We start from the raw sequence: 26,159 nt of genomic DNA, 5'->3' as shown, positions 1-26,159 counted from the left end.
AATGACGCGTTGTGAGATCAGCGCTGTGTCAAGAACCCCACCACCGCGTCCGTAAACGCGTGCGGCTGTTCGACGTTGGAAATGTGGGCGGCGTCGATGATGGTCATGCTGGCGCCGGGAACGTTCGAGCGGATCAGTTCGGCTGCCGAGATCGGCGTCGCCATGTCGTGGCGGCCGGCGATCACCAGTGTCGGGCTCTTGATCTTGGGAAGCAGCGCGCGCTGGTCCAGCGTCGACAGCGCCTCGCAGCAGGCGAGATAGCCCTTGACGGGGGAGGCGAGCAGCATCGACTTCATTCTGGCGGTGATCTCCGGCTCGCGCTCGCGGAAGTCCTGGGTCAGCCAGCCCGCGATCACGGCATCCGCGACCGCCGCGATGCCGCCCTTCTTCACGGCGTCGATGCGCTCCAGCCATTTAGTCGGCTCGGCATAATAGCAGGAGGTGTTGGCGAGGACGATCTTGCCGAAGCGTTCCGGCGCGTTGGCGCCCAGCCATTGCCCGACCATGCCACCCATTGACAGGCCGCACCAATGCACCTTCTCGATGTTGAGATCGTCGAGGATCGCGAGCACGTCGCGGCCGAAGCGCTCCATCGTGTAGGGACCGGGCGGCACGTTCGATTTGCCGTGGCCGCGGCGGTCGTAGCGGATGACGCGGAACACCTGCGTCAGCGCCTTCATCTGCGGCTCCCACATTTGCAGCGTGCAGCCGAGCGAGTTGGAGAGCATCAAGGTCGGTCCGCCGTCGCGGCCCTCGACGGAGACGTTGAGCAGGCATCCGTCGGCATCGATCATGGGCATGCGGCGTCTCCGTCGTATTTGGTCGTAATTGCGGTTCTTATTCGCGGTCCAGGCTGTCGAGCAGCCGGTCGATCAGGGCTTGGGAAGCTCCTTGATAGGCCATCGGCTCGAACAATGCCGCAATTTTTTCCGGCGGCAGATGAGCAGTGACTAGCGAAACAGCCGACAGCACCTCGCGCAGATGCTTCTTCTCGGCGACCGCGCGCTTGCTGGCGGCTTCGACGAGATGATGCGCATCGCTCTTGCCGATCTTCTCTGCCAGCGCAAAGGTGACCGCTTCCGCCATGATCAGGCCATGCGTCGCATCGAGATTGCTGCGCATGCGCGCGGCGTCGACGTCGAGGCCTTCGGCGATGTCGACGATGGCGGCAAGCGCCCCCGAGGTGACCAGCATCAATTGCGGCAGCGTCGGCCACTCCGCATGCCAGGGGCCGGCACTGCGCTCATGATCCTGCACCTGCGCGGCCAAAATCGTCGCGGCGAGCTGCGGGGCCATGGTCGCAGCGCCGAGAGCGCTTGCGGCGGCAACCGGGTTGCGCTTGTGCGGCATGGTCGAGGAGCCGCCGCGGCCTTCACCGGCAGGCTCGAACGCTTCGGCGACATCGGTCTGCATCAGCAGCGAGACGTCGCGCGCGATCTTGCCGCAGCTGCCGGCGAGAATTGCAAAGCAGGAGGCGGCTTCCGCGATGCGGTCGCGATGGGTGTGCCAGGGCGCCTCAGGCAGCGGCAGGTTCAGCTCCTCCGCCAGCCGCTCGGCGACCGCGAGTCCCTTGTCGCCGAGGGCTGCGAGGGTGCCGGCGGCGCCGCCGAATTGTAGCGCGAGACCCTCGCGGGAGAGCCGCCTGAGGCGGCAGCGGGCGCGGGCAAGGCTTGCAGCGTATTCGGCGGCCTTCAACCCGAACGGCATCGGCAGCGCGTGCTGGAGCCAGGTCCGCGCTACCATCGCGGTGGCGCGATGGGCTCGCGCCAGCGCGGCAAAACCCTTGATGGCGCGGCTGAGGTCGGTGTCCAGCGCATCGATGCCAGCGCGCAGCGTGAGCATGGTTGCGGTATCGATGACGTCCTGGCTGGTCGCGCCCCAATGCACGTAACGCGCGGCTTCCGCATCGGCCTTGCCGACATTGGCGGTCAGCGCCTTGACCAGGGGAATCGCGAGATTGCCTGATCGCGTTGCCGCCTCGGCCAGGGCTGCCATATCAAAGGCATCAGCCTTGCAGGCAGATGCGATCGGCCCCAGCGCGGATGCGGGAATCACAGCTGTGGCGGCCTCGGCCCGTGCCAGGGCTGCCTCGAAATCGAGCATGTTCTGAAGGGTCGACCGGTCGTCGCAGACCGCGCGCATGGCTGCGCTCGACAGCATCGGCGCGAGCAGGGGGGAGAGGGAAGTGCTCATATTGTGCGGGACCTAACCACCATGGCCCGCCTGTGCCAATCCCAAACTATCGGCGCAAGCTTTTTGCAGTTGCGAATATGCATTGCACGGGACCGGAGGCCGCCCTTTCCTTTACGTCCTCCGTGCGTTACTTGAACAGCATTATAGTTGTGCGATCCGGGAGGCACCCATGGCCATGACGATGAACGGCGAAGTCCAGCTTGCGGCGTCGCGCGAGGCCGTGTGGGACAAGCTCAACGATCCCGAAGTGCTGAAGGCCTGCATTCCCGGCTGCGAGGAGCTGGAGAAAACTGACGACGGCGGCTTTCGCGCAACGGCGAAAATGAAGGTCGGCCCGGTATCCGCGCGCTTCAGGGGCAAAGTCATGCTGTCCGATCTCGACCCGCCCAATGGCTACAAAATCTCTGGTGAGGGTGAGGGCGGGGTGGCCGGCTTCGCCAAAGGCGGCGCGGCCGTCAAGCTCGCGGAGAAGGACGGCGGCACGCTGCTCTCCTACGACGTCGAGGCGCAGATCGGCGGCAAGTTGGCGCAGCTCGGCCAGCGCCTGATCAACGGCGCTGCCAAGAAGCTGGCCGACGAATTTTTCGCGAACTTCGCCAAGGCGGTACAGGGCTGAAGGCTATCGCCTTTCGGCATGGCGCCTTGCGTCCGGGGTGATGTTGCCCCCGGGCATAATGGCCCATATGATGGGTTGGAATAATTATAAGAACCGCTTCGATGGGACCCGTCGGGGCGCTGATAGAGAGTGCTTATGGCAAAAATCTCCCTCATCGTGAACGGCAATCCAGTCACGGCCAACGTCGATCCCCGCACCCTCCTGGTGCAGTTCCTGCGCGAGAATCTGCGGCTGACCGGGACCCATGTCGGCTGCGACACCTCGCAGTGCGGCGCCTGCGTCGTGCATCTCGACGGCAAGGCCGTGAAGTCCTGCACCACACTGGCGGTGATGGCCGACGGCCACGAGGTCAAGACGATCGAGGGACTGGCCGCGGACGGTGCGCCGCTGCATCCGATGCAGGAAGCCTTCCGCGAGCATCATGGGCTCCAGTGCGGCTTCTGCACGCCCGGCATGATCATGACTGCGATCGACATCGTGCATCGCAAGGGCCATGAGCTCGACGACAACACCATCCGCGAAGAGCTGGAAGGCAATCTCTGCCGCTGCACCGGCTATCAGAACATCGTGGCCTCGATCTCCGCCGGCGCGAAGGCGATGGCCAAATCCGATCTCGCGTAAACCGCGCGCGCACTCCGCGATCAGGACACACCCATGTACGAATTCAAATATCATCGCCCTGGGACCGTTCGCCAGGCGGCCAATCTCCTGGTGAAGAACGAAGACGCCAAGGTGATCGCCGGCGGCCACACGCTGATCCCCGTCATGAAGCAGCGTCTCGCCAACCCGCCGCATCTGGTCGACCTCTCTCACATCGAGGGGCTCGACACGATCGAGATGAAGGGCCGCTCGCTGGTGATCGGCGCCACCGCCAAGCACGCCGAGGTCGCGGCCTCCGCCGTCGTCGGCGAGGCGATCCCGGCGCTCGCCAGCCTTGCCGGCGGAATCGGCGATCCCGCCGTGCGTCACAAGGGCACGATTGGCGGCTCGCTCGCCAACAACGATCCAACCGCAGATTATCCGGCCGCGGTGCTCGCGTTAGGGGCCACCATCGTCACCAACAAGCGCCGCCTCAAGGCCGAGGAGTATTTCCAGGGCCTGTTCTCGACCGCGCTGGAAGCTGACGAGATCATCACCAAGGTGATGTTTCCGCTGCCGAAGAAGGCGGCCTACATCAAATTCCGCAACCAAGCCTCGCGCTATGCGCTGGTCGGCGTGTTCGTGGCGCGGCGTCCGTCGGATGTACGCGTCGCCGTCACCGGTGCGGGCTCCGAAGGCGTGTTCCGCGTCACCGCGTTCGAGGAGGCCCTGAAGAAGCGCTTCTCGGCGAAGGCGCTTGACGGCATTGCGGTGCCGGCGGAAGGCCTCAACAGCGACATCCACGGCAGCGCCGAATACCGCGCGCATCTCATTGGCGTGCTGACGCGCCGCGCCGTCGATGCCGCCAATGCCAAGGGATGAGCTGACCTCATCCCTCGGCCCAAATCTGTCCCCGGTGAGGGCGTAGCGAGACTGGCTTTTTCATGACTTCAGCGGCCTCTTCTTCCGGTGCTTTGCCGGCATCGGTCGATGCGATGCTCGAACTCCTGACGTCGCGCGGCTACCTCGCCGAGCGAGCGCTGGCCACGGTGACCTACCTGTCGCTGCGCATGGGCCGGCCGCTGTTCCTGGAAGGCGAAGCCGGCGTCGGCAAGACCGAGATCGCAAAGGTGCTGTCGGCAGCACTTGGGCGGAAGCTGATCCGCCTCCAGTGCTACGAGGGCCTCGACGTCTCCTCCGCTGTCTATGAGTGGAATAGCGCCGCGCAGATGATCGCGATCCGGATGGCGGAAGCCGCCGGCGACACCGATCGCGACCAGCTCTCGAGCGACATCTTCGCCGACCGCTACATGATCAAGCGGCCGCTGCTTCAGGCGCTGGAGCCCGACGTTGCCGGTCCCCCGGTGCTGCTGATCGACGAGCTCGACCGCGCCGACGAGGCGTTCGAGGCGTTCCTGCTCGAAATCCTCAGCGATTTCCAGGTGACGATCCCCGAATTCGGCACCGTGAAGGCGCCGCACCCGCCGATCGTCATCATCACCTCCAACCGCACCCGCGAGATCCACGATGCGCTGAAGCGGCGCTGTCTCTATCACTGGGTGGACTATCCCGCCGCCGAGCGCGAGCTCGCGATCGTCAAGACGCGCGTGCCCGGCATCTCGGCAAAACTCTCGCAGCAGGTGGTGCGCTTCGTCCAGGCGCTGCGCAACCAGGACTTCTACAAGTCGCCGGGCGTCGCCGAGACCATCGACTGGGCCACCGCTTTGTCGGAGCTCGACGCCCGCTCGCTGACCCCGCAAGTGGTCGGCGATACGCTGGGCGCACTGCTCAAATACCAGGACGACATCACGCGGATGCAGGGCGATGCCTTGCAGAAGGTACTGAAAGACGCGACGACCGACAATTGACGCGCGTTAATTGAGTTCGTCGTTCCGGGGCGCGCGTAGCGCGAGCTACGGTGCGCAATTGCCCACCTGAGAATCCATCGGGCCGCAGAGTCGGTGGATGAATGGAGTCCGGGCTCGCGCCAAAGAGGGCGCGCCCCGGAATGACGAGGGGATGGATACGACCATGGCCATCAATCACCTTGCCCCGGAGCAAACCGAGCAGTTCGCCGACAACATCGTCGGCTTTGCCCGCGCGCTGCGTGCAGCTGGCATGCCGGTCGGACCGGGCGCCGCCATCGACGCCATGAGCGCGCTCCAGGTGATCGACATCGGCAGTCGCGCCGATGTCTTCACCACGCTCGAGGCGATCTTCGTCAAGCGCCACGAGCATGCGCTGATCTTCAAGCAGGCTTTCAACCTGTTCTTCCGCGCCTCGGAAGAATGGAAGCACATGCTGGATTCGGTGCCGCTGCCGGAGCAGGCCAGGAAGAAGCCGCAGGCAGGCTCCCGCCGTGTGCAGGAGGCGATGTCGCAGCCGCGGATGACGGAGATGCCGCAGCACCAGGAGCAGGATCTGCGCCTGTCGGTCTCCGACAAGGAGATCCTGCAGAAGAAGGACTTTGCGCAGATGAGCGCGGCTGAAATCGCCGAGGCGCTCCGCGCCGTCGAGCGGATGCACCTGCCGCAAGCCGAGCTCCTGACGCGCCGGCAACGACCCGATCCGCGCGGCCTGCGGCTCGACCTGCGCCGCACGCTGCGCGCATCTTTACGAACCGGCGGCGACATCATCGACATCCATCGCCTTGGACGTATCGAGAAGCCCGCGCCGATCGTCGCGCTGCTCGATATCTCGGGCTCGATGAGCGAATATACCCGCCTTTTCCTGCATTTCCTGCATGCCATCACCGATGCGCGCAAGCGCGTCTCGGTGTTTCTGTTCGGTACCCGGCTGACCAACGTCACCCGCGCCCTGCGCCAGCGCGACCCCGACGAGGCGCTGGCAAGCTGCTCGGCCTCGGTCGAGGACTGGGCCGGCGGCACGCGGATCTCGGCCTCGCTGCACAACTTCAACAAATTGTGGGCACGGCGCGTGCTGAGCCAGGGCGCCATCGTGCTGCTGATCTCCGACGGGCTGGAGCGGGAGGCCGATTCCAAGCTGGCCTTCGAGATGGACCGGCTGCACCGCTCCTGCCGGCGGCTGATCTGGCTGAACCCGCTGCTCCGGTTCGGCGGCTTCGAGGCCAAGGCGCAGGGCATCAAAATGATGCTGCCCCACGTTGACGAATTCCGCCCGGTACATAATTTGAGTTCGATCCAGGAGCTGATCACCACGCTCTCCCGGCCGCTGCCGCCGCATCACCGCAGCCTGATCCGCTCCGCAGCTTGAGAGGCCAGCCATGCTCGATCGCGACGAGGATATTCTGAAGGCAGCGGAGGACTGGCAAAAGGCCGGCCGTGGCGTTGCGCTCGCCACTGTGGTGGAGACCTGGGGCTCGGCGCCGCGCCCGGCGGGCTCGAGCCTCGTCATCAACGACGAGGGCACGTTCTTAGGCTCCGTCTCCGGCGGTTGCGTCGAGGGCGCCGTGGTCACCGAGGCCATGGACGTGATCGAGAGCGGCAAGCCCAAGATGCTGGAGTTTGGCGTTGCTGACGAGACCGCCTGGAATGTCGGGCTGTCCTGCGGCGGCACCATCCGCGTCTTCGTCGAGAAGGTGGGTTAGTCGTGAAGTTCGCGATCCTGCACGAACTCAACGCCGAGCGCGCCGCGCGCCGGCCGGTGATTCTGGTGACGGACACCGAGAGCGGCGAGCAGCGCTTGGTGAAAGCCAAGGACTTTGCCAAAGATCCGCTGCACGCAGAACTCGACAAGCAGCTTCGTATGGGCAAGAGCGCCAATGTCGAGGCCGGCGGCAAGAAGCTGTTCCTCAACGTATACGCGCCGACCGCAAAACTCGTCATCGTCGGCGCGGTGCATATCAGCCAGGCCTTGGCGCCGCTGGCACGCTCGCTCGGCTACGACGTCACGGTCGTCGATCCCCGCACGGCCTTTGCGAGCCCCGAGCGCTTCCCCGACATTCCGCTCGTCGCGGAATGGCCTGACACGGCGCTGCCGTCGCTCAATGTCGATGCTTACACCGCTTTCGTCGCGGTAACGCACGATCCCAAGATCGACGATCCCGCGCTGCTGCACGCCTTCGAGCGCAACTGCTTCTACATCGGCGCGCTCGGCTCGCGGAAGACACATGCGAAGCGCGGCGACCGGCTGCGGGCGCAGGGCGCCAAGGAGAGCGACATCGCGCGCATTCACGCGCCCATTGGCCTTGCGATCGGCGCGGTTTCTCCGGCCGAGATCGCGGTGGCGATCATGGCCGAGATCACGGCGGTGCTGCGGCTGCCTCCAAAACAAAAAGAAGAAGCGGCATGAAGTTCGGCCCGGCGAGCCCCAAGGATGCGATCGGCGGGGTGACCGTTCACACCCTGCGCCAGGGACCGCTGGTGCTCAAGAAAGGCACGACGATCGGCCCCGCCGAGGTCGAGGCGCTGGAGCGCGCTGGGATCAAGGACATCGTGGTCGTGCGCATGGAGGCTGGCGACGTCTCCGAGGACGTTGCGGCCGCCAGCATCGCGCTTGCCGTCGGCGGCGAGGGCATCCATGTCGAGCGCGCCTTCACCGGCCGCGCCAATCTGTTCGCCGCGCGGGCGGGCGTGCTGGTGATCGACCGCGCCGCGGTCGATCGCATCAACAATGTCGACGAGGCCATCACCTTTGCCACGCTCGCCGCCTACAAGCCGGTGGTCGAGGGCGAGATGGTCGGCACCGTCAAGATCATCCCGTTCGGCGTCGAAGAGGGTTTGCGCGATGCCGCGGTCAAGGCGGCCGGCAAGGACGTGCTCAGAGTAGCGCCTTATGTGGTCAAGCGTGTCGGGGTGGTTTCGACGCTGCTGCCGGGCCTGTCATCCAAGGTCATCGACAAGACGCTGCGTGTTACCGCCGAGCGGCTTGCGCCGGCCGGCGCCAGCATCATCGCCGAGCGACGGGTCCCGCATGAGGAGCAGGTGCTGTCGGCTGCGATCAAGGAGTTGCTGGGCCTTGGCGCCGAGCTCGTCATCGTGTTCGGCGCGTCCGCCATCGCCGACCGCCGCGACGTGATCCCGGCGGCGGTCACCGGCATCGGTGGTGAGATCGAGCATTTCGGCATGCCGGTCGATCCCGGCAATCTGCTGCTGATCGCGCGCGCCGGCGAGGTGCCGGTGCTGGGCGCGCCGGGCTGCGCGCGCTCGCCGGTCGAGAACGGTTTTGACTGGGTGCTGATGCGGCTGCTCGCCGGCATCAAGGTGACGCGGTCCGAGCTGATGGGCATGGGTGTCGGCGGCCTCCTGATGGAGATCGTGACGCGGCCGCAGCCGCGCGCAAAACCCGAGACCGAGGGCAACAGCCAGGTCGCCGCCATCGTTCTGGCGGCCGGCCGCTCCACGCGGATGGGCGGACCGAACAAGCTGCTCGCGGAGTTCAACGGCAAGAAGCTGGTGCGGATCGCCACCGAGCAGGCGCTGGCCTCGAAGGCGTCCGAGGTGATCGTCGTCACCGGACATCAGGCCGAACTGGTCGAGCAGGCACTGCAAGGCCTGAAAGTCAAGTTCGTCCGCAACCCGGATTTCGCCGGCGGCATCGCAAGCTCGGTCAAGGCCGGCATCGCCGCCGTGCCCGAGACCTGCGACGGCGCCCTGGTGTGCCTCGGCGACATGCCGCTGATCGACGCCGGTCTGATCGACCACCTCATCGACGGCTTTGCACCCGACCGCGGCAACCTCATCGTCGTGCCCGTCAGCGAAGGCCGCCGTGGCAACCCCGTGCTGTGGTCGCGCCGCTTCTTCAAGGAGTTGTTGACCCTCGACGGCGATGTCGGCGCGCGGCATCTGATCGCCAAGCACACTGAAGCGGTGGCCGAAGTGCCCGTGGATGGCGAGAGCGCCTTCCTCGACATCGACACCCCGCAGGCGCTGGAAGCGGCAAGACGCGGATGACGCTTCCGTAAACGCTGCCGTAGGATGGGCAAAGCGAAGCGTGCCCACCAATTTGCAGGTAGTTGTGAGGACAGATTGGTGGGCACGGCGCTGCGCCTTTGCCCACCTTTCGGCATCTCTCACCCCTCCGATTTCAACCACCCGTTCACCATCTGGAAACGACCCCCGCTTAGAGTCCCTCCACCTGCCTTGGGGGGAGGGGTTTTTCCATGGCTTCGAACGTCGTCGCGCGCCGTTGCGCGATGTTTTTCTTTGCGTTGTCGGTTTGTGTCTCCGGCGCCCGTTACATCACCGAAGCCCACGCGGCGGGCGCTATTGCGGTCGGCAAGTGCGGCGCGTATGGCCAGGCCTATGATTACGGCGCCGAGCACGAGGCGCGCGCCGCGGCACAGAAACTGTGCAAGGGCGATTGCACGACCGTGACGATGAAGCGCGCCTGCGCTGCGATGTCGGTCGATCTCGCCAATCCCTGCGGCGCTTATGGCTTTGCCGTCAAGCCGAAGATTTCGGACTCGCTCAATGCCGCCACGCGCGAATGCTACAAATATGGCGGCAAGGAATGCGTGATCCGCGCCTGGGCCTGCGACGCCAAGGGTTGATCCTTCGAGCGCTGATTCCTCTTGCTGTCATTCCGGGGCGATGCAACGGTACCGCGCGGTGCGCGGACCTGAGCATCGAGCCTCCCCCGACTTTGGGACGCGATGGATTCTCGATGCGCAGCGCATCAGAGCTCGCGCCAAGTGGCGCGCCCGGAATGACATCTAGGAATACACATGCAGTTCGACACCAAGATCGCTGTCGTGATCCGCACCGATCTTCAGGCTTGGCAGAAGCTCAACGTCGCGTCTTTCCTGACGAGCGGCATTGCCGCGGCCTTTCCGGAATGCATCGGCGAAGCCTATGAGGACGCCTCGGGCACGAAATATCATGCGCTGATCGGCCAGCCGATCCTGATCTATGGCGCCGATGGTCCGGCATTATCGCGCGCGCTCGACCGGGCGCTGACGCGCAACGTCAAGCCGGCAGTCTATACCGAGGACATGTTCAAGACGACGCATGACGCCGCCAATCGCGAAGTGGTGAGGGCGGTGATGCGCACCGACCTCAATCTCGTCGGCATCGCGATGCGCGCCGAGCGCAAGGTAATCGACAAGATCATCGACGGCCTCAAGTTCCATAGCTGAGCCCGCAGGCGCGTCACGTCGTCCGTCGTGTCGTGATGGCGATCGGGTTGCGCAAAGTTTGTGCTGTTTGACGCCCATCAAAGGAGGACCGCTCGGTATCGCTAGTCTCAGTCTGTAATGCAAAGGAGCAGACCGATGCCGACCATGAAAGCCGCAATTGTCAGACAATTCGGCAAGCCGCTGGTGATCGAGGACGTGCCGGTGCCGCAGCCCGGTCCGGGCGAGGTTCTGGTCAAGGTGAAGGCCTGTGGCGTCTGTCACACCGATCTGCACGCCGCGTCCGGCGACTGGCCGGTGAAGCCGGTGCCGCCCTTCATTCCCGGCCATGAAGCAGCCGGCATCGTCGCCGCGGTCGGGTCCGGCGTGAAGAACCTGAAGGTCGGCGATGCCGTGGGCGTCGCCTGGCTGCACGATGCATGCATGTCTTGCGAATATTGCGAGACCGGCTGGGAGACGCTGTGCGAGCACCAGCACAACACCGGCCACAGCGTGAACGGCGGCTTCGCCGAATATGTCATCGCCTCGGCCGCCTTCGCCGCAAAGCTGCCGGCGAGCGTCGATTTCGCGGCCATTGCGCCGATCCTCTGCGCCGGTGTTACCACCTACAAGGGATTGAAGGAGACCGAGGCGCGACCCGGCGAGTGGGTCGTGATCTCAGGCGTCGGCGGGCTCGGCCATGTCGCAATTCAGTACGCCAAGGCGATGGGGCTCAAGGTCGCGGCGGTCGATATCGCCGAGGACAAGCTCGCGCTCGCACGTGAGGCCGGCGCCGATCTCGCGGTCAACGCACTCGCGGCAGGCGCCGTGGACAATGTTCTTGCGGCAACAGGGGGCGGGGCGCATGGCGTGCTGGTGACGGCGGTGTCGACCGCAGCGTTCGCCCAGGCACTGAAGATGGTGCGCCGCAAGGGCACCGTCAGCCTCGTCGGCCTGCCGCCGGGCGAATTCCCGACGCCGATCTTCGATGTCGTGCTCAAGCGCATCACCGTGCGCGGCTCGATCGTCGGCACACGGCGCGATCTCGACGAAGCCATCGCGTTTGCCTCGGACGGCAAGGTCAAGGCCGAGGTGACGAAGGTGCCGCTCACGCAAATCAACGACGTTTTCGACCGCATGAAGGCCGGCAAGATCGACGGCCGCATGGTGCTGGATTTTGGCTAAAGCATGATCCGGAAAAGTGCGAAGCGGTTTTCCGAACAGATCATGCTCAAACAACAACCTAAAGCGCGATGACGATTCATCCCAATCTCATCGCGCTTTAGCATCTCACCCCGGCGGCATGCCTTCGAACTTTATCAGGCTGGCGTCGAGGCGATCCCAGTCATAGCCGCGCGCGGCGAAAGTGACCGCCTGCGGCTTGTAGCGGCCGGGCTCGTCGAGGGTTGCGGCGCGGATCGTGAAGACGCCAGGCTGTGCCGCGAAGGTCATGTACACAGGCACGCCGCATTGTGTGCAGAAGCCGCGTGTCTTCACGTTGCCGCTGTCGGCGACCATGTCCCAATGCTTCGCTTCGCCGGTCAGCGTGACGCCGGCGCGCGCGAACGTTGCGTACGAGCCATGGCCGCTGCCGCTTTCCCGCTGGCAGTCCCGGCATTGACAGTGATTGCTGAACAGCGGCTCACCGGCAATCGAATAGCGGATTGCGCCGCAGGCGCAGCCGCCAGTAAAAGGCTTGTCCATCGCGATATCTCCTCACTTCTCGCCGCTGATCTCGTCGAGCTGTCTGACGACCTTCTTCCAGCCGCCGCTCATCACGTTGTAGGCCGACTCGTTCCTGGGCATCACGAAGCCCGCATGGACAAGGCGAATCCGCGTGCCGGCTTCGACCGGGGTGAGGGACCACGTCACGACAGTGTCGAGCGGCGCGCCGTAACCGGTGTTGCGCTCATCGCCGCCCTTCCAGGCGTAGACGAGGCGCCTGTTGGCCACGACCTCGAGAACCCGGCAATGAATGACGCCATCCCAAGCGCCGCCAGGGGTGGTCTGGAACGTGAAGGTGTTGCCTTCACTCGCCTCGAAGCCGGTCGGCTGCATCAGCCAGCGCGCGATCAACTGCGCGCTGGTCAGCGCCTTCCAGATCGTCTCCGGCGCATGAGGGAGCACTTCGTCAATGACGATGTCCCGGATGTTGTCTTGGGTCTCGGCTTTCAACTCGGCTGCATTCACGGATCGATCTCCTTCAAGAGGTCACGCAGGTTCTGGAAGCGCTCGCGCCAGAACACGCCGTAGTGGTCCATCCAGGTGATCAGCGGCTCGAGGCCGCGCGGCGCGACGCGGTAGTAGACATTGCGGCCCTCGGCGCGCTCGGCGACGAGGCCGGCTTGCTTGAGGGATTTCAGGTGCTGCGAGATCGCGCCTTGGGTCACGCCGCTGCCGCGTGTCAGCTCGGCGACGCTGATTTCCCTGCTGTCGAAGACGCGTTCGAACACCGCGCGGCGCGTTGGGTCGGCGAGGGCGCGCATCACGGCGGTTACGGGGTTGGGGGTGACTTCCATCATGAGAAACGCATTAGCATGTGCTAATTCATTAGTAAACACTAATTTGTCGTGTCGGCCTCGACTTCTTCGTTGATTGACAATGACTGACTAGTCAGTCATAAATAGCAAATGACGAAGAAGCCCGCCAGAACAGCGATTGCATCCGTGGCCCGAGCCGGGAGCCACGCACCCGAAGCCGGCGCTGACGCCGAGGCCCGCGTGTCAAACCGCGCCGCCCGGGCCGCGGAGCGGCGTGCAGCGATCGTGGAGGCGGCGATGGACGAGTTCATCACGCGCGGCTTTGCCGCGACGCGGCTCGACGACATCGCGAAGCGCGCCGGTGTCGCCAAGGGCACGATCTACCTGCACTTCAAGGACAAGGAATCGATGTTCGAGGAGCTGGTGCGCATTGTCATCGTGCCGGTGGTCACGCGCCTCACGGCGCTGCCGCCGCCGGTGGGCTCGGTGCGCGACCTGATAGAGGCCTTCGCCGGCAACTTCCTGAAGGAGGTCATCGGCACCAGGCGCGGCGATCTCGTCCGCCTGATCGTGGCGGAGGGGCCGCGCTTTCCATCCGTTGCCGATTTCTACTACCGCGAAGTGGTCTCGCGCGGGATTGCCGCCATGCGCGCGCTGATCGAGCTCGGCATCGCCCGCGGCGAGATTCGGGAGAAGGATCTCGCGCGCTATCCACAGATACTGGTCGCGCCCGCGATGATCGCGGTGATCTGGCAGAGCCTTTTTGTGCGGCATGCGCCGCTCGACGCGCAGGACATGCTGCGCGTTCATCTCGATTTGATTTTTGGCGAACGGAGGACGACATGAGGTCGTCACGAGCGATTTTTAGATTTGCATTGGCCGTCGTGCTCGCAACCGTGCTTGCAGCCTGCAACGAGAAGCGCGATCCCGGATTCCAGGGCTGGGTCGAGGCCGACATGATCTTCGTCAGCCCGGACGAGGCCGGCCGGGTGACCAAGCTCAATGTCCGCGAGGGGGACGAAGTCAAGGTCGGCGATCACCTCTATTCCGTCGATGACGATCTCCAGCTGGCCGATCTCAACCAGAACAAGGCGACGCTGGCGAATGCGCAGCAAACCTATGACCGGGCGGCGTCGCTGAACAAGACCGGCTCGGGCACGCAGGCCAATCTGGACTCCGCCGTGTCCGCCTTGCGCGTCGCACAAGCGCGGGTGGCGACGTCGGAGACGCGGATGGCGCGACGCAAGGGCTTTGCGCCGGTCGCCGGCACCATCCAGCAGATCTATTTTCGCGAGGGCGAGATGGTGGCGGCGCAGCGGCCGGTGCTCTCGATCATGCCGCCCGGCAACATGAAGCTGCGCTTCTTCGTGCCGGAGGCCGAGCTGCCGAAGCTCGCCATCGGCGACACGGTGCGCATCGCCTGCGACAATTGCGCGGCCGATCTCACCGCAAAGATCTATTTCATCGCAACCTCGGCCGAATATACCCCGCCCGTCATCTACAGCCTCGATGAGCGCAACAAGCTGGTCTATCTGATCCAGGCGCGGCCCTCGCGGCCCGACGCCTTGCGCGTCGGACAGCCGATCGACGTCCATCTCAATCCGAAGACACCGGTGGCGGACAAGCGATGAGCGGCGGCAACGGCATCGCGATCGACGTCAAGGGCCTGACCAAGTCGTTCGGCGGCCGCGAGGTCGTGCACGATCTGTCGATGCAGGTGAAGCGCGGCTCGATCTACGGCTTCCTCGGGCCGAACGGCTCTGGCAAGACAACGACCATCCGCATCCTCTGCGGCCTGCTCACGCCCGACAGCGGCGAGGGCACCTGCCTCGGATACGACATCCGCCGCGATGCCGAAAAGATCAAGCGCCAGGTCGGCTACATGACTCAGCGCTTCAGCCTGTACCAGGACCTCTCGGTGCGCGAGAATCTCGAATTCGTCGCCCGGCTCTATGGCCTCACTGACGCGCGTGGCGCTGCTCGCGACATGATCAAGCGACTCGGGCTCTCCGGCCGCGAGGAGCAGCTCGCCGGCGAGCTCTCTGGCGGCTGGAAGCAGCGCCTGGCGCTAGGGGCCTGCACGCTGCCCAATCCGCAACTCCTGCTGCTCGACGAGCCGACCGCCGGCGTCGATCCCAAGGCGCGGCGCGACTTCTGGAACGAGATCCATGCGCTCGCCGCCGACGGCCTCACCGTGCTGGTCTCGACCCACTACATGGACGAGGCCGAGCGTTGTCACGAGATCGCCTACATCGCCTATGGCCATCTCCTGACGCATGGCACGGTGGAGCAGGTGATCGCCAAATCCGCGCTCACCACCTACACTGTCACAGGCGAAGACCTGAATGGGCTCGCGGCCGAGCTCACCGGTAAGCCCGGCATCGACATGGTGGCGCCGTTCGGCACCTCGCTGCACGTTTCGGGGCGCGACGTCGCTGCGCTCGAAGCCAGCATCGGGCCGTGGCGCGAGAAGAGCGGCCTGGACTGGCAGAAATCGTCGCCATCGCTCGAAGACGTGTTCATCGAGCTGATGAGCCATTCCAAGGACAATTTCCAGTAAGGACAATGTCCAATGAGCGCTGTCGATCATCCCGCGCCACAGCACGAAATCCGGGAGCGCTTTGGCTTCTGGAGACGCTCCTATGCGATGCTGATCAAGGAGTTCATCCAACTGAGGCGAGATCGCGTCTCGTTCGCGATGATCGTGATGCTGCCGGTGATGCAGCTCATGCTGTTCGGCTACGCCATCAATACCACGCCCCACAATCTGCCGAGCGCGGTGCTGCTCCAGGAGGACTCCGATCTCGCCCGCTCGATCCTGAAGGCGCTGGAGAACACCGCCTATTTCCGCTTCCTCTATGAAGTGCACGACGTCGAAGATTTCGACAATCTGCTGAAATCCGGCAAGGTGCTGTTCGGCGTCGAGATCCCGCGCGGCTTCGAGCGGGCGGTGCGGCGCGGCGACAAGCCGGCGCTGCTGGTCGCGGCCGACGCCACAGATCCCGTTGCGGCGAGCTCGGCGATCGGTTCGCTCGGCATGGTGGTGCAGACCGCGCTCAAGCACGATCTCTACATCGGCGATCCCCCGGAGATGCCGTTCGAGATCCGCGCGCATGCCCGTTACAATCCGGCCGCGGCCTCCAGCCTCAACATCGTGCCGGGCCTGGTCGGCACCATCCTCACCATGACCATGCTGATCTTCACCGCGCTGTCGGTCACGCGCGAGGTCGAGCGCGGCACCATGGAGAGCCTGTTGTCGATGCCGATCAAGCCGGTCGAGGTGATGTTCGGCAAGATCGTGCCTTACGTGCTGGTCGGCTTCGTGCAGGCCTTCCTCATCATCGGCATCGGCGTCGGCCTGTTCGGCGTACCCGTGCTCGGCAATCTGTTCCTGCTGGCGCTGCTCTCGACGCTGTTCATCACCACCAATCTGTCGATCGGCTACACCATCTCGACGCTGGTGCAGAACCAGCTCCAGGCCATGCAGATGTCGATGATGTTCTTCCTGCCCAGCATCCTGCTCTCCGGCTTCATGTTCCCGTTCGCGGGCATGCCGGCCTGGGCGCAATATGTCGGCGAGGCCCTGCCGCTGACCCATTACCTGCGCATCGTCCGCGCCATCATGCTGAAGGGCGCGACCATGCAGAACCTGCGCTTCGACACGCTGGCGCTGGCGGCCCTGATGCTGCTCGCCATGACCATCGCCGTGACGCGCTTCCGCCGCACGCTGGATTGAGGCACAATGCCCCCGGAATCGAGGGGTGAAATGGTCAGGTTTGCAAGCAGGAAAGCCCGGCAGCATGCCGTGCTGTCGGAGGATTTCGAGCGCGAGCTGACGCGGGAGGTGCTGCGCACCGAGCTGTCGCGGGTGCGCGCGCTGATCATGACGGGCTGCGTCATGATGTTGTTCCTCACCACGATCTACCTGATCGATCCCGCTGTCGTGAACCGGGTCTGGCGCGGAACGGAAGGGCTCATCGAGATTTACGGCCTTCTGGTCGGCTTCATCCTGTTCGAGGTCTGGGTCCACACCCAGATCAGGAAGAACCTCCGCCTTGATCGCGACCTGCCGGTGATCAGGCGCTATCTCGGCACGCTGATCGAGACGTCGCTGCCCACGGTGATCCTCATTCTCCAGATCCGGACCATGGGCGCGACCCAGGCGCTCGGCTTCGCCGTGCCGCTGATGTACTTCATCTTCGTCATTCTCTCGACGCTGCGGCTCGATTTCTGGCTCTCCACTTTCACGGGGCTCGTGGCCGCAGCCGGGCTTCTAGCAATCGCGCTGTATTACAATTCGGCGAGCGAGGCCGACGAACCCCTGATTTATTTCCACGCCGTGCGGAGCATCATCATCCTGATCTGCGGCGTGCTCGCCGGCGCCGTCGGCGCCCAGCTGCGGCGGCAATTTGCCGCGAGCATTGCGGCGACCACCGCGCGGGACCGGGTGACGAATCTGTTCGGCCAGCACGTCTCCCCGCAGGTGGTGGAGCGGCTGATGGCGGCGGGAACGACTGCAGGCGGCGACCTCCGCCGCGTCGCGGTGATGTTCGTCGATTTCCGCGGCTTCACGGCCGGTGCGCAGTCGCGCACGCCTCAGGAGGTAGTCGACCGGCTCGACGGCGCCTTCGCCGTTTTGGTCGATATCCTCGACCGCCACGGCGGCATCGTGAACAAGTTCTTGGGCGACGGCTTTCTCGCGCTGTTCGGCGCGCCATTGGAGGCCTCCGACGCCGCGCACCGCGCGGTCGCTGCCGGCCGCGAGATGCTGACGGCGATGGACCGCATCAACGCGCAGACGAGCTGGCCGCTGCGGATCGGCATCGGCATCCATTTCGGCGAGGTCGTCGCCGGCAACATCGGCTCGCCCCGGCGCAAGGAATACACGGTCATCGGCGACACCGTGAATTTCGCCTCGCGCCTGGAGGCGCTGAACAAGGAGCTCGGCTCCCAGCTCCTGATCTCCGAGTCCGTGCGCGAGGCGCTGGGAGACGACGGCAGCGATGCCGTCGCGCTCGGCGAGGTCGAGGTGCGCGGCTATGAGCGGCCGGTCGCGGTGTTTCAGCTGGGGTGAGCGCTGTCTAGAGCGGGGCGTAGGCAAGGCGCCCGCAACGTCGCTTCCGCGAATGCTCCGATTGCTCCGAATTTTGGGGCATGACGGGCGATGTCGCCGGCCTGTAGACTTGTCGGCGATGCGGCCGGTTGCGGCCGCGACTTGCATGGGGAAGTGAAAGATGCAGCGCCGCTACATCACCGTCGATGTGTTCACCGACCGCGCCTTCGGCGGCAATCAGCTCGCCGTGGTGCTCGATGCCGGCGGGCTGTCCACTCAGCAGATGCAGTCAATCGCCACCGAGTTCAACTATTCCGAGACGACCTTCGTGCTGCCGCCGCGTGACAAGGCGAATGATGCCGAGGTGCGCATCTTCACCCCGGTCAGGGAGATGCCGTTCGCGGGTCACCCGAATGTCGGCACGGCCTTCGTGCTGGCGACGATCGCCAAGGAGCCGAAGCCGCGCTTGCTGTTCGAAGAGAAGGCCGGACTCGTGCCGGTCGACGTCCGGCGGGAGCAGGGCCGGGTGGTGAGCACCGAGCTCACCGCGCCGCAGCCGCTGGCGCGGTTGTCGCAACTGTCGGCCGCGGATGCCGCGAGCTGCATCTCGCTCAGCGCGGAGGATATCAGGGTCGACCGTCACGCGCCGCAGGTCGTCGGTGTTGGAACGCCATTTTTGGTGATCGAGCTGCATTCGCGCGATGCGCTCAAGCGGGCGAGGTCCGACGCGGCGGCCTTCGGCAGGATATTTCCGCGCGACGGCGCAGTCTCGGCCTGGTTCTATACGCGCGATGTGCCCGCGGCGGAGGCGCCCTGCGAGCTTCAAGCGCGGATGTTCATGCGCGGCGCCGGCGGTCTCGCCGAGGACCCTGCCACCGGCAGCGCCACGGTCGCGGCCGCCGCGCTGTTCGCCGATCTTGACCCCGCGCGCGACGGCGAATTGAAGCTCACGGTCGGCCAAGGCTTTGACATGGGCCGCCCGAGTCTGCTGCTGACGCGGGTGCGCAAGCAGGACGGCAAGATCATCTCGGCCCATGTCGGCGGCAGCTGCGTGCAGATGATGGAAGGGACGTTTCGGTTGGCGGGAGAGGGCTAGGGTGCTCTCAGCTCGTCATTCCGGGGCAGCGCATCGCATGCGGGTAGACCCGTCATCCTGAGCTGCGAGCCCTTGCGAGCCTCGAAGGATGTACGGCCGAACCGCACCTCGGTGGCACGCCGTCGTCCTTCGAGGCCTCCGCTTCGCTACGGCACCTCAGGATGACGGCTACGGCGGCAGCTACACCTGCCGCCCCGCCAAATTCTTCACCGCCACGCCATCGCGCTCCTCGATGATCTCCGCGATCATCTGGCGGTGGCAGTGGGTGTGGTCGCGCTCGTAGCAGAGCAGGCACACGGGGCCGGCCTTCTTCACCAACGCCGAGAGCTCGTCCATCTCTTCTCGCGCCTGCGGCGTCTTCAGGTGCTGTGAATAGATTTTTTCCAGCACATCGTATTGGCCGCTGCGGGCGGCGAGGCGGCCTTCCTTCGGCGTGCCGAGCGCGGCGAGATGGATATAGGCGATACCGCGTTCGTCGAGTCCTGCGGAGAGCTGCTTCTTGGAGAATCCCGGCCGTCGCGAGGACGTCACCGCGCGCACGTCGACCACGAGCTTGACGCCGGCCTGTTCCAGCTCGTCCAGCACGGCCTTGGGCGGCGTCTGCTCATAACCGATGGTGAAGAGCTTCTTCGCCTTTGCCATGGGAGACCTCAGCTCACACGGGCGATGAGTTCCATGGCGCCGTGCGGCGCGCGCACCTTGCCCTCGTGGATGACGTAGGCGAACACGTCGCGTGGCTCCTTCTTGGGCTTGGCCTTGTCAACCTTCGGAAGGTCGTCGGGCTCGCTTCCCGACGCCCAGGCCTGAAAGCGCTCGGCCCAGGCATCGAGCTGCTTCGGCGGATAGCAGGTCTTGATCTCGTCATTGCCCTTCTGAAGCCGCGCATAGACGAAATCGCCGGTGACGTCGGCAATCGCCGGATATTTGCCGTGCTCGGCGAACACCACCGGCGTCTCGAATTCGCGGATCAGCGCGACGAAGTCAGGCGTGCAGAAGCTGTCATGGCGCACTTCCACGACGTGGCGCAGCGCGCGGCCCTCGAGCTTGCGCGGCAACAGCTCCAAGAACTTGCCGAAATCGGCGCCGTCGAATTTTTTGGTCGGCGCGAACTGCCAGAGCACCGGCCCGAGATGGTCGCCGAGCTCCAGCACGCCGGAATCGTAGAATCGTTTGATGGAATCGCCGGCCTCGGCGAGCACGCGGCGGTTGGTGGCGAAGCGCGGTCCTTTCACCGAGAACACGAAACCGTCCGGCACCTCGCTCGCCCATTTGCGAAAGCTCTCCGGCTTCTGCGAGCCGTAATAGGTGCCGTTGATCTCGATCGAGGTCAGTTTCGAGGCGGCGTACGACAACTCCTTGGCCTGCGTCAGCTTCTCCGGATAGAACACGCCGCGCCAGGGCTCGAAGGTCCAGCCGCCGATGCCGATGAAGATGTTGCCGGATTTTTTGGACGCGGTTTTTGCTTTGGCCACGGAAGGATCTCGCATCGACGGGGAGGGGCCTCATCCTAATCAAACCAGTTGTGATTGGCCAGTTGGCCCGTCCCGTCTAAGCTCGCGAGCCGGACCCGCGAAGCAGGAGAACAAGAATGCGGATGCTGTTGCTGGGAGCCGCGCTCGTCATGATGACATCTGCTGCCATGGCGGATGACGACGATGCGAAAAGCGCACAGAAGCTCGCCCAGCAGGGCCGCGACGATTACTGGCATTGCCTGGCGCGGGAATATTCCCGCGACTCAAATCAGGGCCTGTCGGAACAAGATTTTGGCCGTTCGGTCGCGGGCGCCTGTCCGTCGGAGCGGCAATATTACCGGGTGGTGCTGCTCGACTATCTCACCACGCAATATCCCAACGTCGATTCCGGTGCCCATCTCGCCACCGCGAACAGGGCGGTGGAGTCGGCGCAGAAGGACATCGTGACGGCCTTCGTCAAGCACCGGCCGCCGCAGAAATAACTCCATTGACCGTTGCTGCCCGGCAGCTCTTCCGGCTGCGCGCTCATCCATGGTATCACTGGGCGCATCTGGAACAGGGATGGGTCCATGTCGTCTGAGTCGGTGGGGGGCATTCTGGGCGCGATCGTCGCGGCGATCGTGCTTGCGGTCGCCGTCGTGTTCGGACCGATCGGCCAGTACGGCAAGCCGGCGAAAGTCGAGCAGGCCCCTACTGCGGCACCCGCAGCCCCGGCCGCTCCGGCGCCGCGAGGGCCGGTGATTCGGGAAGTCCCCAACCAATAGGGCACCAAAATCGGGTTTTGGCCCCCTTGCGAAGCGGATTCGTCGTTCCTATCTAGCTTCCAACGGCGACGTTGAGCGAAAACTCCGTCGCTGGGACGACCTTGGAATAGCTTGGGCCTGCGCCGGATGTACGCGCGGTCCGCCGTTCCGGGGTCGTTGGCATTTTAGGGCCTCTTTTGGGCCGTTCCCCTTGGAAACCCCGGCTTGGTAGCGCAAGAACTTGGCAGCGCATGACGTGGCGGATATACGCTGCCGTCATGAATGAAGCGATCAGACCGGGCGTCGACAACCTGCCGCAGGCTCAAGAGGGGCCGGAACTGTCGGTCATCGTCCCGACCTTCAACGAGCGCGACAACGTCACGGTGCTGTACCGGCGGCTGGAGGCGACACTCATCAACGTCGCCTGGGAAGTCGTGTTCGTCGACGACAATTCGCCCGACGGCACCTGGGACGTCGTGCGCGCGCTGGCGCAGCGCGACAGCCGCGTGCGCTGCGTGCGCCGCATCGGCCGCCGCGGCCTGTCGGGCGCCTGCATCGAGGGCATCCTCGCCTCGAGCGCCCCCTTTGTGGCCGTGATCGATGCCGACCTCCAGCACGACGAGACGCAACTGCCGAAGATGCTGTTGCTGCTCGCGAGCGACGAGGCCGACCTCGTGGTCGGCAGCCGCTACATCGAGGGCTACAAGAGCGAGGGTTTCAACAAGCAGCGCGCCGGCGCCAGTGCCCTCGCGACCGAGGTCGCCAGGAAGATGCTGCGGGTCGAGATCGCCGATCCCATGAGCGGCTTCTTCATGATTCGCCGCGATCGGTTCGAGCAGCTCGCGCCAAAGCTTTCGGTGCACGGTTTCAAGATCCTGCTCGACCTCGTCGCGACCGCGCATGGCGGCTTGCGGGCGGTCGAGATTCCCTACACCTTCGGCGCCCGCCAGCATGGCGAGAGCAAGCTCGATTCCATGGTCGCGCTGGACTTCCTCGGCCTCGTCCTGGCCAAGCTGAGCAACGACATCGTCTCGCTGCGATTCATCCTGTTCGCGATGGTCGGTGGCATCGGCCTCGTGGTGCACTTGACCACGCTGTTCATCGCGCTTCAGCTGTTCAAGGTGCCGTTCCCGGAGGCGCAGGCCGCCGGCGCCATCGTCGCCATGACCAGCAACTTCATTCTCAACAACTTCCTCACCTATCGCGACCAGCGGCTGAAGGGTCTTGCGCTGCTGCGCGGCCTGATCGCCTTCTACATCGTGTGTAGCGTTGGCCTGCTCGCCAATGTCGGCGTCGCCTTCTCGGTCTACGACCAGGAGCCGATCTGGTGGCTGGCCGGCATGGCCGGCGCGCTGATGGGCGTGGTGTGGAATTACGCGATGTCCGGACTGTTCGTCTGGCGCAAGAAATAGCGCGATATGGGCGGAGCTGACGCGGGGATCGTCCGCAACACCGCGCTGGCAATTCTTGCGCTGGTCGGCTTGCGACTGGTCGCCGCCGCGTTCACGCCGATCACCTTCGACGAAGCTTATTACTGGATGTGGTCGAACAATCTGGCGGGCGGTTACTACGACCACCCGCCGATGGTGGCCTATGTTATCCGCGCCGGCACCATGATCGCCGGCAACACCGAGCTCGGCGTCCGCCTCGTCTCGATCCTGCTGGCGCTGCCGATGAGCTATGCGGTCTATCGCTCCGCTGCGATTCTGTTCGGCGGCGCGCGCGTGGCCGCGAACAGCGCCATCCTGCTCAACGTGACGATGATGGCGTCGGTCGGCACGCTGATCGTGACGCCCGATGCGCCGCTGCTGGTCGCCTCCAGCTTCGTGCTGTTCTTCCTCGCAAAGGTGCTGGAGACCGGCCGCGGCGTTTGGTGGCTCGCGGTCGGCGCAGCCGTTGGCGCGGCGCTGCTGTCGAAATATACGGCGTTGTTCTTCGGGCTCGCGATCCTGATCTGGCTCGCGGCCGTGCCGAAGCTCAGGCCCTGGTTCCTCACGCCGTGGCCCTATCTTGGTGGTCTCGTTGCTCTTGCGCTGTTCTCGCCAGTGATCCTCTGGAATGCGGACCATCAATGGGTCTCGTTCGCAAAGCAGCTTGGCCGCGCCAGAATCGAGGACTTTCGTCCCGTCTTCATCGCCGAGCTGATCCCGACCCAGATCGCGTTCGCGACCCCGCTCGTCTTCATCCTGGGCGCGATGGGGCTGCATGCGCTGACCTGGCACCGGGCCGGTGCATTGGCCTCGCGCGTGCTGATCGAGACGATGTTCTGGACCATCGTCGCCTATTTCGTCTGGCATTCCCTGCATGCGCGCGTCGAGGCCAATTGGTTCGCGCCGGTCTATCCGCCCTTCATCGTCGCCGCGGCCGCCGCCGCCAATCTCGTGCAATGGAAGCCGCGCCAGCGGCGCCTGGTCGATTTCTGCCTGCGCTGGGCCGCGCCAACAGGCGTCGTGATGTTTGCAGCCCTGATCGTGCAGGCCAATACTGGCTGGCTGTCCGGATATCGCCGCGATGCCACCGTGCGCAGCGTCGGCGTCGGTTGGCGCGATCTTGCTGCCGAGATCGAAGCCGTGCGCATGCGCAGTGGCGCGACTTGTGTGCTCGCGCAGGACTATGGAACCACGGGCTGGCTTGCCTTTTATCTACCGCGCGGCACCTGCGTGGCGCAGCAGAGCCAGCGCATCCGCTGGGTCAACATGCCCGAGCCCGATCCCAAGCTGCTCGCCGGCAAGCTGCTCTATGTCGACGAGCTGCGCAGCGATGGTCATCCCGCCCTCAACGACCTCTTTGCGACGGTGACGCAGATTGCGCAATTGCAGCGCAAGCGCGGGCCGCTCGTGGTCGAGACCTACGGCATCGATCTCTTGGAAGGCGCCAAGGGCGACGTGCTCGACCGCTCCCCGCCGCCGGAAGCGCGGTAGCGGCCGCGCTGCCTCCGCATCGTCGTCCTGGCGAATTCAGTCCATCACCTCGGCCTCAGCCGCAGCCTGCCTCGGCCCATCGCGGTCCCGCCAGAACCAGACGGTCACGACGCCGGAGCGGCCGCGGACTTGGGTGAGCAGGGGGCCCGACAGGACGCCGTCGGGAGCGCCGTGGAAGTCAGCGGTATTCAGCAGCGTATCGCTCAGCGCGAGCCGCGCGTCGTGCAGGGCGGCGATCTCCATCAGCCGGCTCGCGACGTTGACGGTGTCGCCGGTCGCCGTGATGTGCTGGTGGCTTTCGCCGAGGCGGGAGGCGACGATCTCGCCGAAATGCGCGCCGATCTTGAAGCCGAGCTGATCTCCGATCGCTGGCGGCAGCGAGGCGATCCAGTGCTCGACGCCGCGATGCAAGTCGATCGCGCATTTCAGCGCGCGCACCGCGTCATCGGGCATGGCGCGCGGCAGGCCGAACAGGATCATGGCGCCGTCGCCGAGAAAGCCGGTGATCAAGCCGCCGCAATCGACCGCAGTCTTGTCGATCAGCGCGTGAAACGCCTTCAGCATGTCCTGGAGCGCGTCTGGATCGGTCCGTTCGCTCAGCGCCGTGAAGCCGGAGAGATCGATGAAGACCACGGCTGCGTCCTGGCGGACGGGCTTGGACAGGAAATTCGGATCGCGCGCCAGCCAGTCCTGCACCGCCGGCGCCTGGAATTGCGCTAGCGATCTGCTCTTGGCGGCGAGATATTGCGTGCGGCGGCCTCCCGCCCACAACTGCACGCCGGCAAAGACCGCAACTGGCGGCACCGTGGCCGCGAGCGTGGTCGCGGCGTTCAGCCAGATCCCATGCGTGAACGCGAACACGTTGAGCCCGGCCCAGGCGAGCATCACCGCGGCCGCCGCCATGACGCCGAGCGCACTGCGCCGCCAGGCGAGCAGGCCGACTAGCAGCATCGGCAAGAGGATCGCGGCGAGTGCGTCGGCGATATGGACCCTGCGGTCGCGCACGACGCTATCGCCGGCGACAAGGTGGGTGATCGCGGTCGAGACCACCTCGACGCCGGGCATCAGCGAATCGAACGGCGTCGGGTAGAAGTCGCCGCCGCCGGCGACCGCGGCGCCGATCACGACGATCCGGTTCTCGATCACCGCGCGGTTGAGCGTGCCGTCGAAGATGCTCTGCGCGCTGACGGTGCGGATGGTGCGGCGCGGGCCGTAATAGGTGATAGGCAGCGCGAAGTCGCTGTCGGTCGGCACCGTGCGGTCGCCGAGCCTGAGATGATCCGGCGCGATCGTCAGCGGCTTGTCCAGCGCGCGGGCCGCCACGCGCAAGGGAAACGACAGCTCGACCTTGTCGGCCGTCCGGAACAGCATCGGCACCGAGAGCGGCGAGCCCGACTGTCCCGTCGCGACATTGACGACGCCGACCTCGGCATGGTCGGCGAATGCAGGCAGCGGCAGCAGAAAGCGCTCGGCCTGCGGCAGGACGGCGAGGGGACCTTCGCTGCTCGGCGCCACGGTCTCGCTGGCGGCCGGGAAGATCGCCGCGGCGGCGAGCACCATGGGACCGGTGGCAAGTGTATTTGCCAGCGTCGCATCTCCGATCGCGGCGCTGCGGTCGACCAGCAGCAGGTCGATCGCGACGACCTTCGGCTTGAATTGCACGATGGTGTCGACGACACGGGCGAGATCGGCGCGCGGCAGCGGATAGCTGCCGCCGCGCTTCACCACGGTATCGTCGATCGCGACGATGGTGACGAGATCGGGCGGACGTTGCACGCCGCGAACCTGGGTCCGCCAATCCGTCAGCGTCGCTTCGAGGCGGTCGAGAAAGCGCAGATGGCCGTTGGCGTGTGCGGCATAGACGCCCGCGCCCCACAGCGCGGTGAGGACGAGCGCCATCAGGATCTGAACGCGTCGGCTACGCATGCGGTCGGTTTGCAATCTTCTATTGTCCAAATCTCATCGGCCGAGCG

At 65.2% G+C, this 26,159-nt stretch carries 29 protein-coding genes; 21 read left to right on the top strand and 8 right to left on the bottom strand.

Annotated elements, in window-relative coordinates; genetic code table 11:
* Positions 1-17: 17 nt before the first annotated feature.
* Both pcaD and LRP30_RS26115 read right to left on the bottom strand, forming a co-directional pair.
* Positions 18-800 (bottom strand): 3-oxoadipate enol-lactonase, encoded by a 783-nt coding sequence (pcaD, locus tag LRP30_RS26120; RefSeq protein ID WP_128932941.1) that lies wholly within the window; start codon positions 798-800, stop codon positions 18-20.
* Between the two features lie 37 nt (positions 801-837).
* Positions 838-2,193, bottom strand: a complete 1,356-nt coding sequence (locus tag LRP30_RS26115; protein ID WP_128932942.1) for a 3-carboxy-cis,cis-muconate cycloisomerase — start codon at positions 2,191-2,193, stop codon at positions 838-840.
* Between the two features lie 169 nt (positions 2,194-2,362).
* Between LRP30_RS26115 and LRP30_RS26110 the strand changes: the two genes are divergently transcribed.
* The 11 genes from LRP30_RS26110 to adhP all read left to right on the top strand — a co-directional run bounded on the left by LRP30_RS26110 (position 2,363) and on the right by adhP (position 11,606).
* Positions 2,363-2,809, top strand: a complete 447-nt coding sequence (locus LRP30_RS26110) for a carbon monoxide dehydrogenase subunit G (RefSeq protein WP_128932943.1) — start codon at positions 2,363-2,365, stop codon at positions 2,807-2,809.
* 135 nt (positions 2,810-2,944) lie between these two features.
* A complete protein-coding gene (locus LRP30_RS26105; protein WP_091888943.1) occupies positions 2,945-3,430 on the top strand; it encodes a (2Fe-2S)-binding protein in 486 nt (161 codons plus the stop codon).
* Positions 3,431-3,463: 33 nt separating this feature from the next.
* A complete protein-coding gene (locus tag LRP30_RS26100; protein WP_128932944.1) occupies positions 3,464-4,270 on the top strand; it encodes a xanthine dehydrogenase family protein subunit M in 807 nt (268 codons plus the stop codon).
* 62 nt (positions 4,271-4,332) lie between these two features.
* A complete protein-coding gene (locus LRP30_RS26095) occupies positions 4,333-5,256 on the top strand; it encodes a MoxR family ATPase (protein ID WP_128932945.1) in 924 nt (307 codons plus the stop codon).
* A gap of 163 nt (positions 5,257-5,419) precedes the next feature.
* Complete coding sequence (locus LRP30_RS26090; RefSeq protein WP_249756670.1) at positions 5,420-6,622, top strand: VWA domain-containing protein; 1,203 nt, start codon at positions 5,420-5,422, stop codon at positions 6,620-6,622.
* A gap of 10 nt (positions 6,623-6,632) precedes the next feature.
* Complete coding sequence (locus tag LRP30_RS26085) at positions 6,633-6,956, top strand: XdhC family protein (RefSeq protein WP_008564652.1); 324 nt, start codon at positions 6,633-6,635, stop codon at positions 6,954-6,956.
* Positions 6,957-6,958: 2 nt separating this feature from the next.
* On the top strand, positions 6,959-7,660 hold the full coding sequence (locus LRP30_RS26080; protein WP_128932947.1) for an XdhC family protein: 702 nt from the start codon (positions 6,959-6,961) through the stop codon (positions 7,658-7,660).
* Entirely contained in the window at positions 7,657-9,261 is a 1,605-nt protein-coding gene (locus tag LRP30_RS26075) for a molybdopterin-binding/glycosyltransferase family 2 protein (protein WP_128932948.1), read from the top strand. The genes LRP30_RS26080 and LRP30_RS26075 overlap by 4 nt, the downstream gene beginning before the upstream one ends.
* 209 nt (positions 9,262-9,470) lie before the next feature.
* On the top strand, positions 9,471-9,860 hold the full coding sequence (locus tag LRP30_RS26070) for a DUF4189 domain-containing protein (RefSeq protein ID WP_249756669.1): 390 nt from the start codon (positions 9,471-9,473) through the stop codon (positions 9,858-9,860).
* 174 nt (positions 9,861-10,034) lie between these two features.
* Positions 10,035-10,445 carry a DUF2000 family protein gene (locus tag LRP30_RS26065; RefSeq protein WP_128932949.1) on the top strand — a complete coding sequence of 137 codons (411 nt, stop codon included), beginning with the start codon at positions 10,035-10,037 and terminating at the stop codon, positions 10,443-10,445.
* 135 nt (positions 10,446-10,580) lie between these two features.
* Positions 10,581-11,606, top strand: a complete 1,026-nt coding sequence (gene adhP / locus LRP30_RS26060) for an alcohol dehydrogenase AdhP (protein ID WP_249756668.1) — start codon at positions 10,581-10,583, stop codon at positions 11,604-11,606.
* A gap of 105 nt (positions 11,607-11,711) precedes the next feature.
* Here adhP and LRP30_RS26055 read toward each other — a convergent pair whose 3' ends face one another.
* The 3 genes from LRP30_RS26055 to LRP30_RS26045 are packed head-to-tail and all read right to left on the bottom strand — an operon-like array spanning position 11,712 to position 12,943.
* Positions 11,712-12,125, bottom strand: coding sequence for a GFA family protein (locus LRP30_RS26055; RefSeq protein WP_128932950.1), 414 nt, complete (start codon positions 12,123-12,125; stop codon positions 11,712-11,714).
* A gap of 12 nt (positions 12,126-12,137) precedes the next feature.
* Positions 12,138-12,611, bottom strand: coding sequence for an SRPBCC domain-containing protein (locus tag LRP30_RS26050; RefSeq protein ID WP_128932951.1), 474 nt, complete (start codon positions 12,609-12,611; stop codon positions 12,138-12,140).
* The gene (locus tag LRP30_RS26045; RefSeq protein ID WP_128932952.1) at positions 12,608-12,943 is read right to left on the bottom strand and encodes a metalloregulator ArsR/SmtB family transcription factor; all 336 of its coding nucleotides are present in this window, start codon (positions 12,941-12,943) and stop codon (positions 12,608-12,610) included. The genes LRP30_RS26050 and LRP30_RS26045 overlap by 4 nt, the downstream gene beginning before the upstream one ends.
* Positions 12,944-13,051: 108 nt before the next feature.
* Here LRP30_RS26045 and LRP30_RS26040 point away from each other — a divergent pair, with 108 nt between their 5' ends.
* The 6 genes from LRP30_RS26040 to LRP30_RS26015 all read left to right on the top strand — a co-directional run bounded on the left by LRP30_RS26040 (position 13,052) and on the right by LRP30_RS26015 (position 19,050).
* The gene (locus LRP30_RS26040; RefSeq protein ID WP_091888919.1) at positions 13,052-13,747 is read left to right on the top strand and encodes a TetR/AcrR family transcriptional regulator; all 696 of its coding nucleotides are present in this window, start codon (positions 13,052-13,054) and stop codon (positions 13,745-13,747) included.
* Positions 13,744-14,532, top strand: a complete 789-nt coding sequence (locus LRP30_RS26035; protein ID WP_128940429.1) for an efflux RND transporter periplasmic adaptor subunit — start codon at positions 13,744-13,746, stop codon at positions 14,530-14,532. Before LRP30_RS26040 ends, LRP30_RS26035 begins: the two co-directional genes overlap by 4 nt.
* Positions 14,529-15,461, top strand: coding sequence for an ABC transporter ATP-binding protein (locus tag LRP30_RS26030; RefSeq protein WP_128932954.1), 933 nt, complete (start codon positions 14,529-14,531; stop codon positions 15,459-15,461). The genes LRP30_RS26035 and LRP30_RS26030 overlap by 4 nt, the downstream gene beginning before the upstream one ends.
* Before the next feature lie 12 nt (positions 15,462-15,473).
* Positions 15,474-16,637 (top strand): ABC transporter permease, encoded by a 1,164-nt coding sequence (locus tag LRP30_RS26025; protein WP_128946572.1) that lies wholly within the window; start codon positions 15,474-15,476, stop codon positions 16,635-16,637.
* Between the two features lie 30 nt (positions 16,638-16,667).
* On the top strand, positions 16,668-17,975 hold the full coding sequence (locus LRP30_RS26020) for an adenylate/guanylate cyclase domain-containing protein (RefSeq protein ID WP_128956132.1): 1,308 nt from the start codon (positions 16,668-16,670) through the stop codon (positions 17,973-17,975).
* 160 nt (positions 17,976-18,135) lie between these two features.
* Complete coding sequence (locus LRP30_RS26015; protein ID WP_128932957.1) at positions 18,136-19,050, top strand: PhzF family phenazine biosynthesis protein; 915 nt, start codon at positions 18,136-18,138, stop codon at positions 19,048-19,050.
* 180 nt (positions 19,051-19,230) lie between these two features.
* On the opposite strand, the gene LRP30_RS26010 is transcribed toward LRP30_RS26015, so the two are convergent.
* Together LRP30_RS26010 and LRP30_RS26005 are read right to left on the bottom strand one after the other, a co-directional pair.
* Positions 19,231-19,692, bottom strand: coding sequence for a DUF488 domain-containing protein (locus tag LRP30_RS26010; RefSeq protein ID WP_128932958.1), 462 nt, complete (start codon positions 19,690-19,692; stop codon positions 19,231-19,233).
* Positions 19,693-19,700: 8 nt separating this feature from the next.
* Entirely contained in the window at positions 19,701-20,537 is an 837-nt protein-coding gene (locus LRP30_RS26005) for a DUF72 domain-containing protein (RefSeq protein ID WP_128932959.1), read from the bottom strand.
* Between the two features lie 101 nt (positions 20,538-20,638).
* Here LRP30_RS26005 and LRP30_RS26000 point away from each other — a divergent pair, with 101 nt between their 5' ends.
* From LRP30_RS26000 to LRP30_RS25985, 4 genes are all read left to right on the top strand, one after another.
* Entirely contained in the window at positions 20,639-21,004 is a 366-nt protein-coding gene (locus LRP30_RS26000; protein WP_128932960.1) for a hypothetical protein, read from the top strand.
* 87 nt (positions 21,005-21,091) lie between these two features.
* Entirely contained in the window at positions 21,092-21,286 is a 195-nt protein-coding gene (locus LRP30_RS25995; protein ID WP_128932961.1) for a hypothetical protein, read from the top strand.
* 257 nt (positions 21,287-21,543) lie between these two features.
* Positions 21,544-22,677 carry a glycosyltransferase family 2 protein gene (locus tag LRP30_RS25990; protein ID WP_128932962.1) on the top strand — a complete coding sequence of 378 codons (1,134 nt, stop codon included), beginning with the start codon at positions 21,544-21,546 and terminating at the stop codon, positions 22,675-22,677.
* 6 nt (positions 22,678-22,683) lie between these two features.
* Positions 22,684-24,186, top strand: coding sequence for a glycosyltransferase family 39 protein (locus LRP30_RS25985; RefSeq protein WP_249756667.1), 1,503 nt, complete (start codon positions 22,684-22,686; stop codon positions 24,184-24,186).
* A gap of 36 nt (positions 24,187-24,222) precedes the next feature.
* Here LRP30_RS25985 and LRP30_RS25980 read toward each other — a convergent pair whose 3' ends face one another.
* Positions 24,223-26,112, bottom strand: coding sequence for an adenylate/guanylate cyclase domain-containing protein (locus LRP30_RS25980; protein WP_249756666.1), 1,890 nt, complete (start codon positions 26,110-26,112; stop codon positions 24,223-24,225).
* Between the last annotated feature and the right edge of the window lie 47 nt (positions 26,113-26,159).

This window comes from Bradyrhizobium sp. C-145 (assembly GCF_023375135.1).
Taxonomy (GTDB): Bacteria; Pseudomonadota; Alphaproteobacteria; order Rhizobiales; family Xanthobacteraceae; genus Bradyrhizobium; species Bradyrhizobium zhanjiangense.
This window is presented reverse-complemented; position numbering and strand designations above follow the sequence as displayed.

Bases quoted from the DNA above. Each gene is read 5' to 3' on its own strand.
- pcaD (WP_128932941.1), bottom strand. From the start codon at position 800: ATGCCCATGATCGATGCCGACGGATGCCTGCTCAACGTCTCCGTCGAG.
- LRP30_RS26115 (WP_128932942.1), bottom strand. From the start codon at position 2,193: ATGAGCACTTCCCTCTCCCCCCTGCTCGCGCCGATGCTGTCGAGCGCA.
- LRP30_RS26110 (WP_128932943.1), top strand. From the start codon at position 2,363: ATGGCCATGACGATGAACGGCGAAGTCCAGCTTGCGGCGTCGCGCGAG.
- LRP30_RS26105 (WP_091888943.1), top strand. From the start codon at position 2,945: ATGGCAAAAATCTCCCTCATCGTGAACGGCAATCCAGTCACGGCCAAC.
- LRP30_RS26100 (WP_128932944.1), top strand. From the start codon at position 3,464: ATGTACGAATTCAAATATCATCGCCCTGGGACCGTTCGCCAGGCGGCC.
- LRP30_RS26095 (WP_128932945.1), top strand. From the start codon at position 4,333: ATGACTTCAGCGGCCTCTTCTTCCGGTGCTTTGCCGGCATCGGTCGAT.
- LRP30_RS26090 (WP_249756670.1), top strand. From the start codon at position 5,420: ATGGCCATCAATCACCTTGCCCCGGAGCAAACCGAGCAGTTCGCCGAC.
- LRP30_RS26085 (WP_008564652.1), top strand. From the start codon at position 6,633: ATGCTCGATCGCGACGAGGATATTCTGAAGGCAGCGGAGGACTGGCAA.
- LRP30_RS26075 (WP_128932948.1), top strand. From the start codon at position 7,657: ATGAAGTTCGGCCCGGCGAGCCCCAAGGATGCGATCGGCGGGGTGACC.
- LRP30_RS26070 (WP_249756669.1), top strand. From the start codon at position 9,471: ATGGCTTCGAACGTCGTCGCGCGCCGTTGCGCGATGTTTTTCTTTGCG.
- LRP30_RS26065 (WP_128932949.1), top strand. From the start codon at position 10,035: ATGCAGTTCGACACCAAGATCGCTGTCGTGATCCGCACCGATCTTCAG.
- adhP (WP_249756668.1), top strand. From the start codon at position 10,581: ATGCCGACCATGAAAGCCGCAATTGTCAGACAATTCGGCAAGCCGCTG.
- LRP30_RS26055 (WP_128932950.1), bottom strand. From the start codon at position 12,125: ATGGACAAGCCTTTTACTGGCGGCTGCGCCTGCGGCGCAATCCGCTAT.
- LRP30_RS26045 (WP_128932952.1), bottom strand. From the start codon at position 12,943: ATGATGGAAGTCACCCCCAACCCCGTAACCGCCGTGATGCGCGCCCTC.
- LRP30_RS26040 (WP_091888919.1), top strand. From the start codon at position 13,052: ATGACGAAGAAGCCCGCCAGAACAGCGATTGCATCCGTGGCCCGAGCC.
- LRP30_RS26035 (WP_128940429.1), top strand. From the start codon at position 13,744: ATGAGGTCGTCACGAGCGATTTTTAGATTTGCATTGGCCGTCGTGCTC.
- LRP30_RS26030 (WP_128932954.1), top strand. From the start codon at position 14,529: ATGAGCGGCGGCAACGGCATCGCGATCGACGTCAAGGGCCTGACCAAG.
- LRP30_RS26025 (WP_128946572.1), top strand. From the start codon at position 15,474: ATGAGCGCTGTCGATCATCCCGCGCCACAGCACGAAATCCGGGAGCGC.
- LRP30_RS26020 (WP_128956132.1), top strand. From the start codon at position 16,668: ATGGTCAGGTTTGCAAGCAGGAAAGCCCGGCAGCATGCCGTGCTGTCG.
- LRP30_RS26015 (WP_128932957.1), top strand. From the start codon at position 18,136: ATGCAGCGCCGCTACATCACCGTCGATGTGTTCACCGACCGCGCCTTC.
- LRP30_RS26010 (WP_128932958.1), bottom strand. From the start codon at position 19,692: ATGGCAAAGGCGAAGAAGCTCTTCACCATCGGTTATGAGCAGACGCCG.
- LRP30_RS26005 (WP_128932959.1), bottom strand. From the start codon at position 20,537: ATGCGAGATCCTTCCGTGGCCAAAGCAAAAACCGCGTCCAAAAAATCC.
- LRP30_RS26000 (WP_128932960.1), top strand. From the start codon at position 20,639: ATGCGGATGCTGTTGCTGGGAGCCGCGCTCGTCATGATGACATCTGCT.
- LRP30_RS25995 (WP_128932961.1), top strand. From the start codon at position 21,092: ATGTCGTCTGAGTCGGTGGGGGGCATTCTGGGCGCGATCGTCGCGGCG.
- LRP30_RS25990 (WP_128932962.1), top strand. From the start codon at position 21,544: ATGAATGAAGCGATCAGACCGGGCGTCGACAACCTGCCGCAGGCTCAA.
- LRP30_RS25985 (WP_249756667.1), top strand. From the start codon at position 22,684: ATGGGCGGAGCTGACGCGGGGATCGTCCGCAACACCGCGCTGGCAATT.
- LRP30_RS25980 (WP_249756666.1), bottom strand. From the start codon at position 26,112: ATGCGTAGCCGACGCGTTCAGATCCTGATGGCGCTCGTCCTCACCGCG.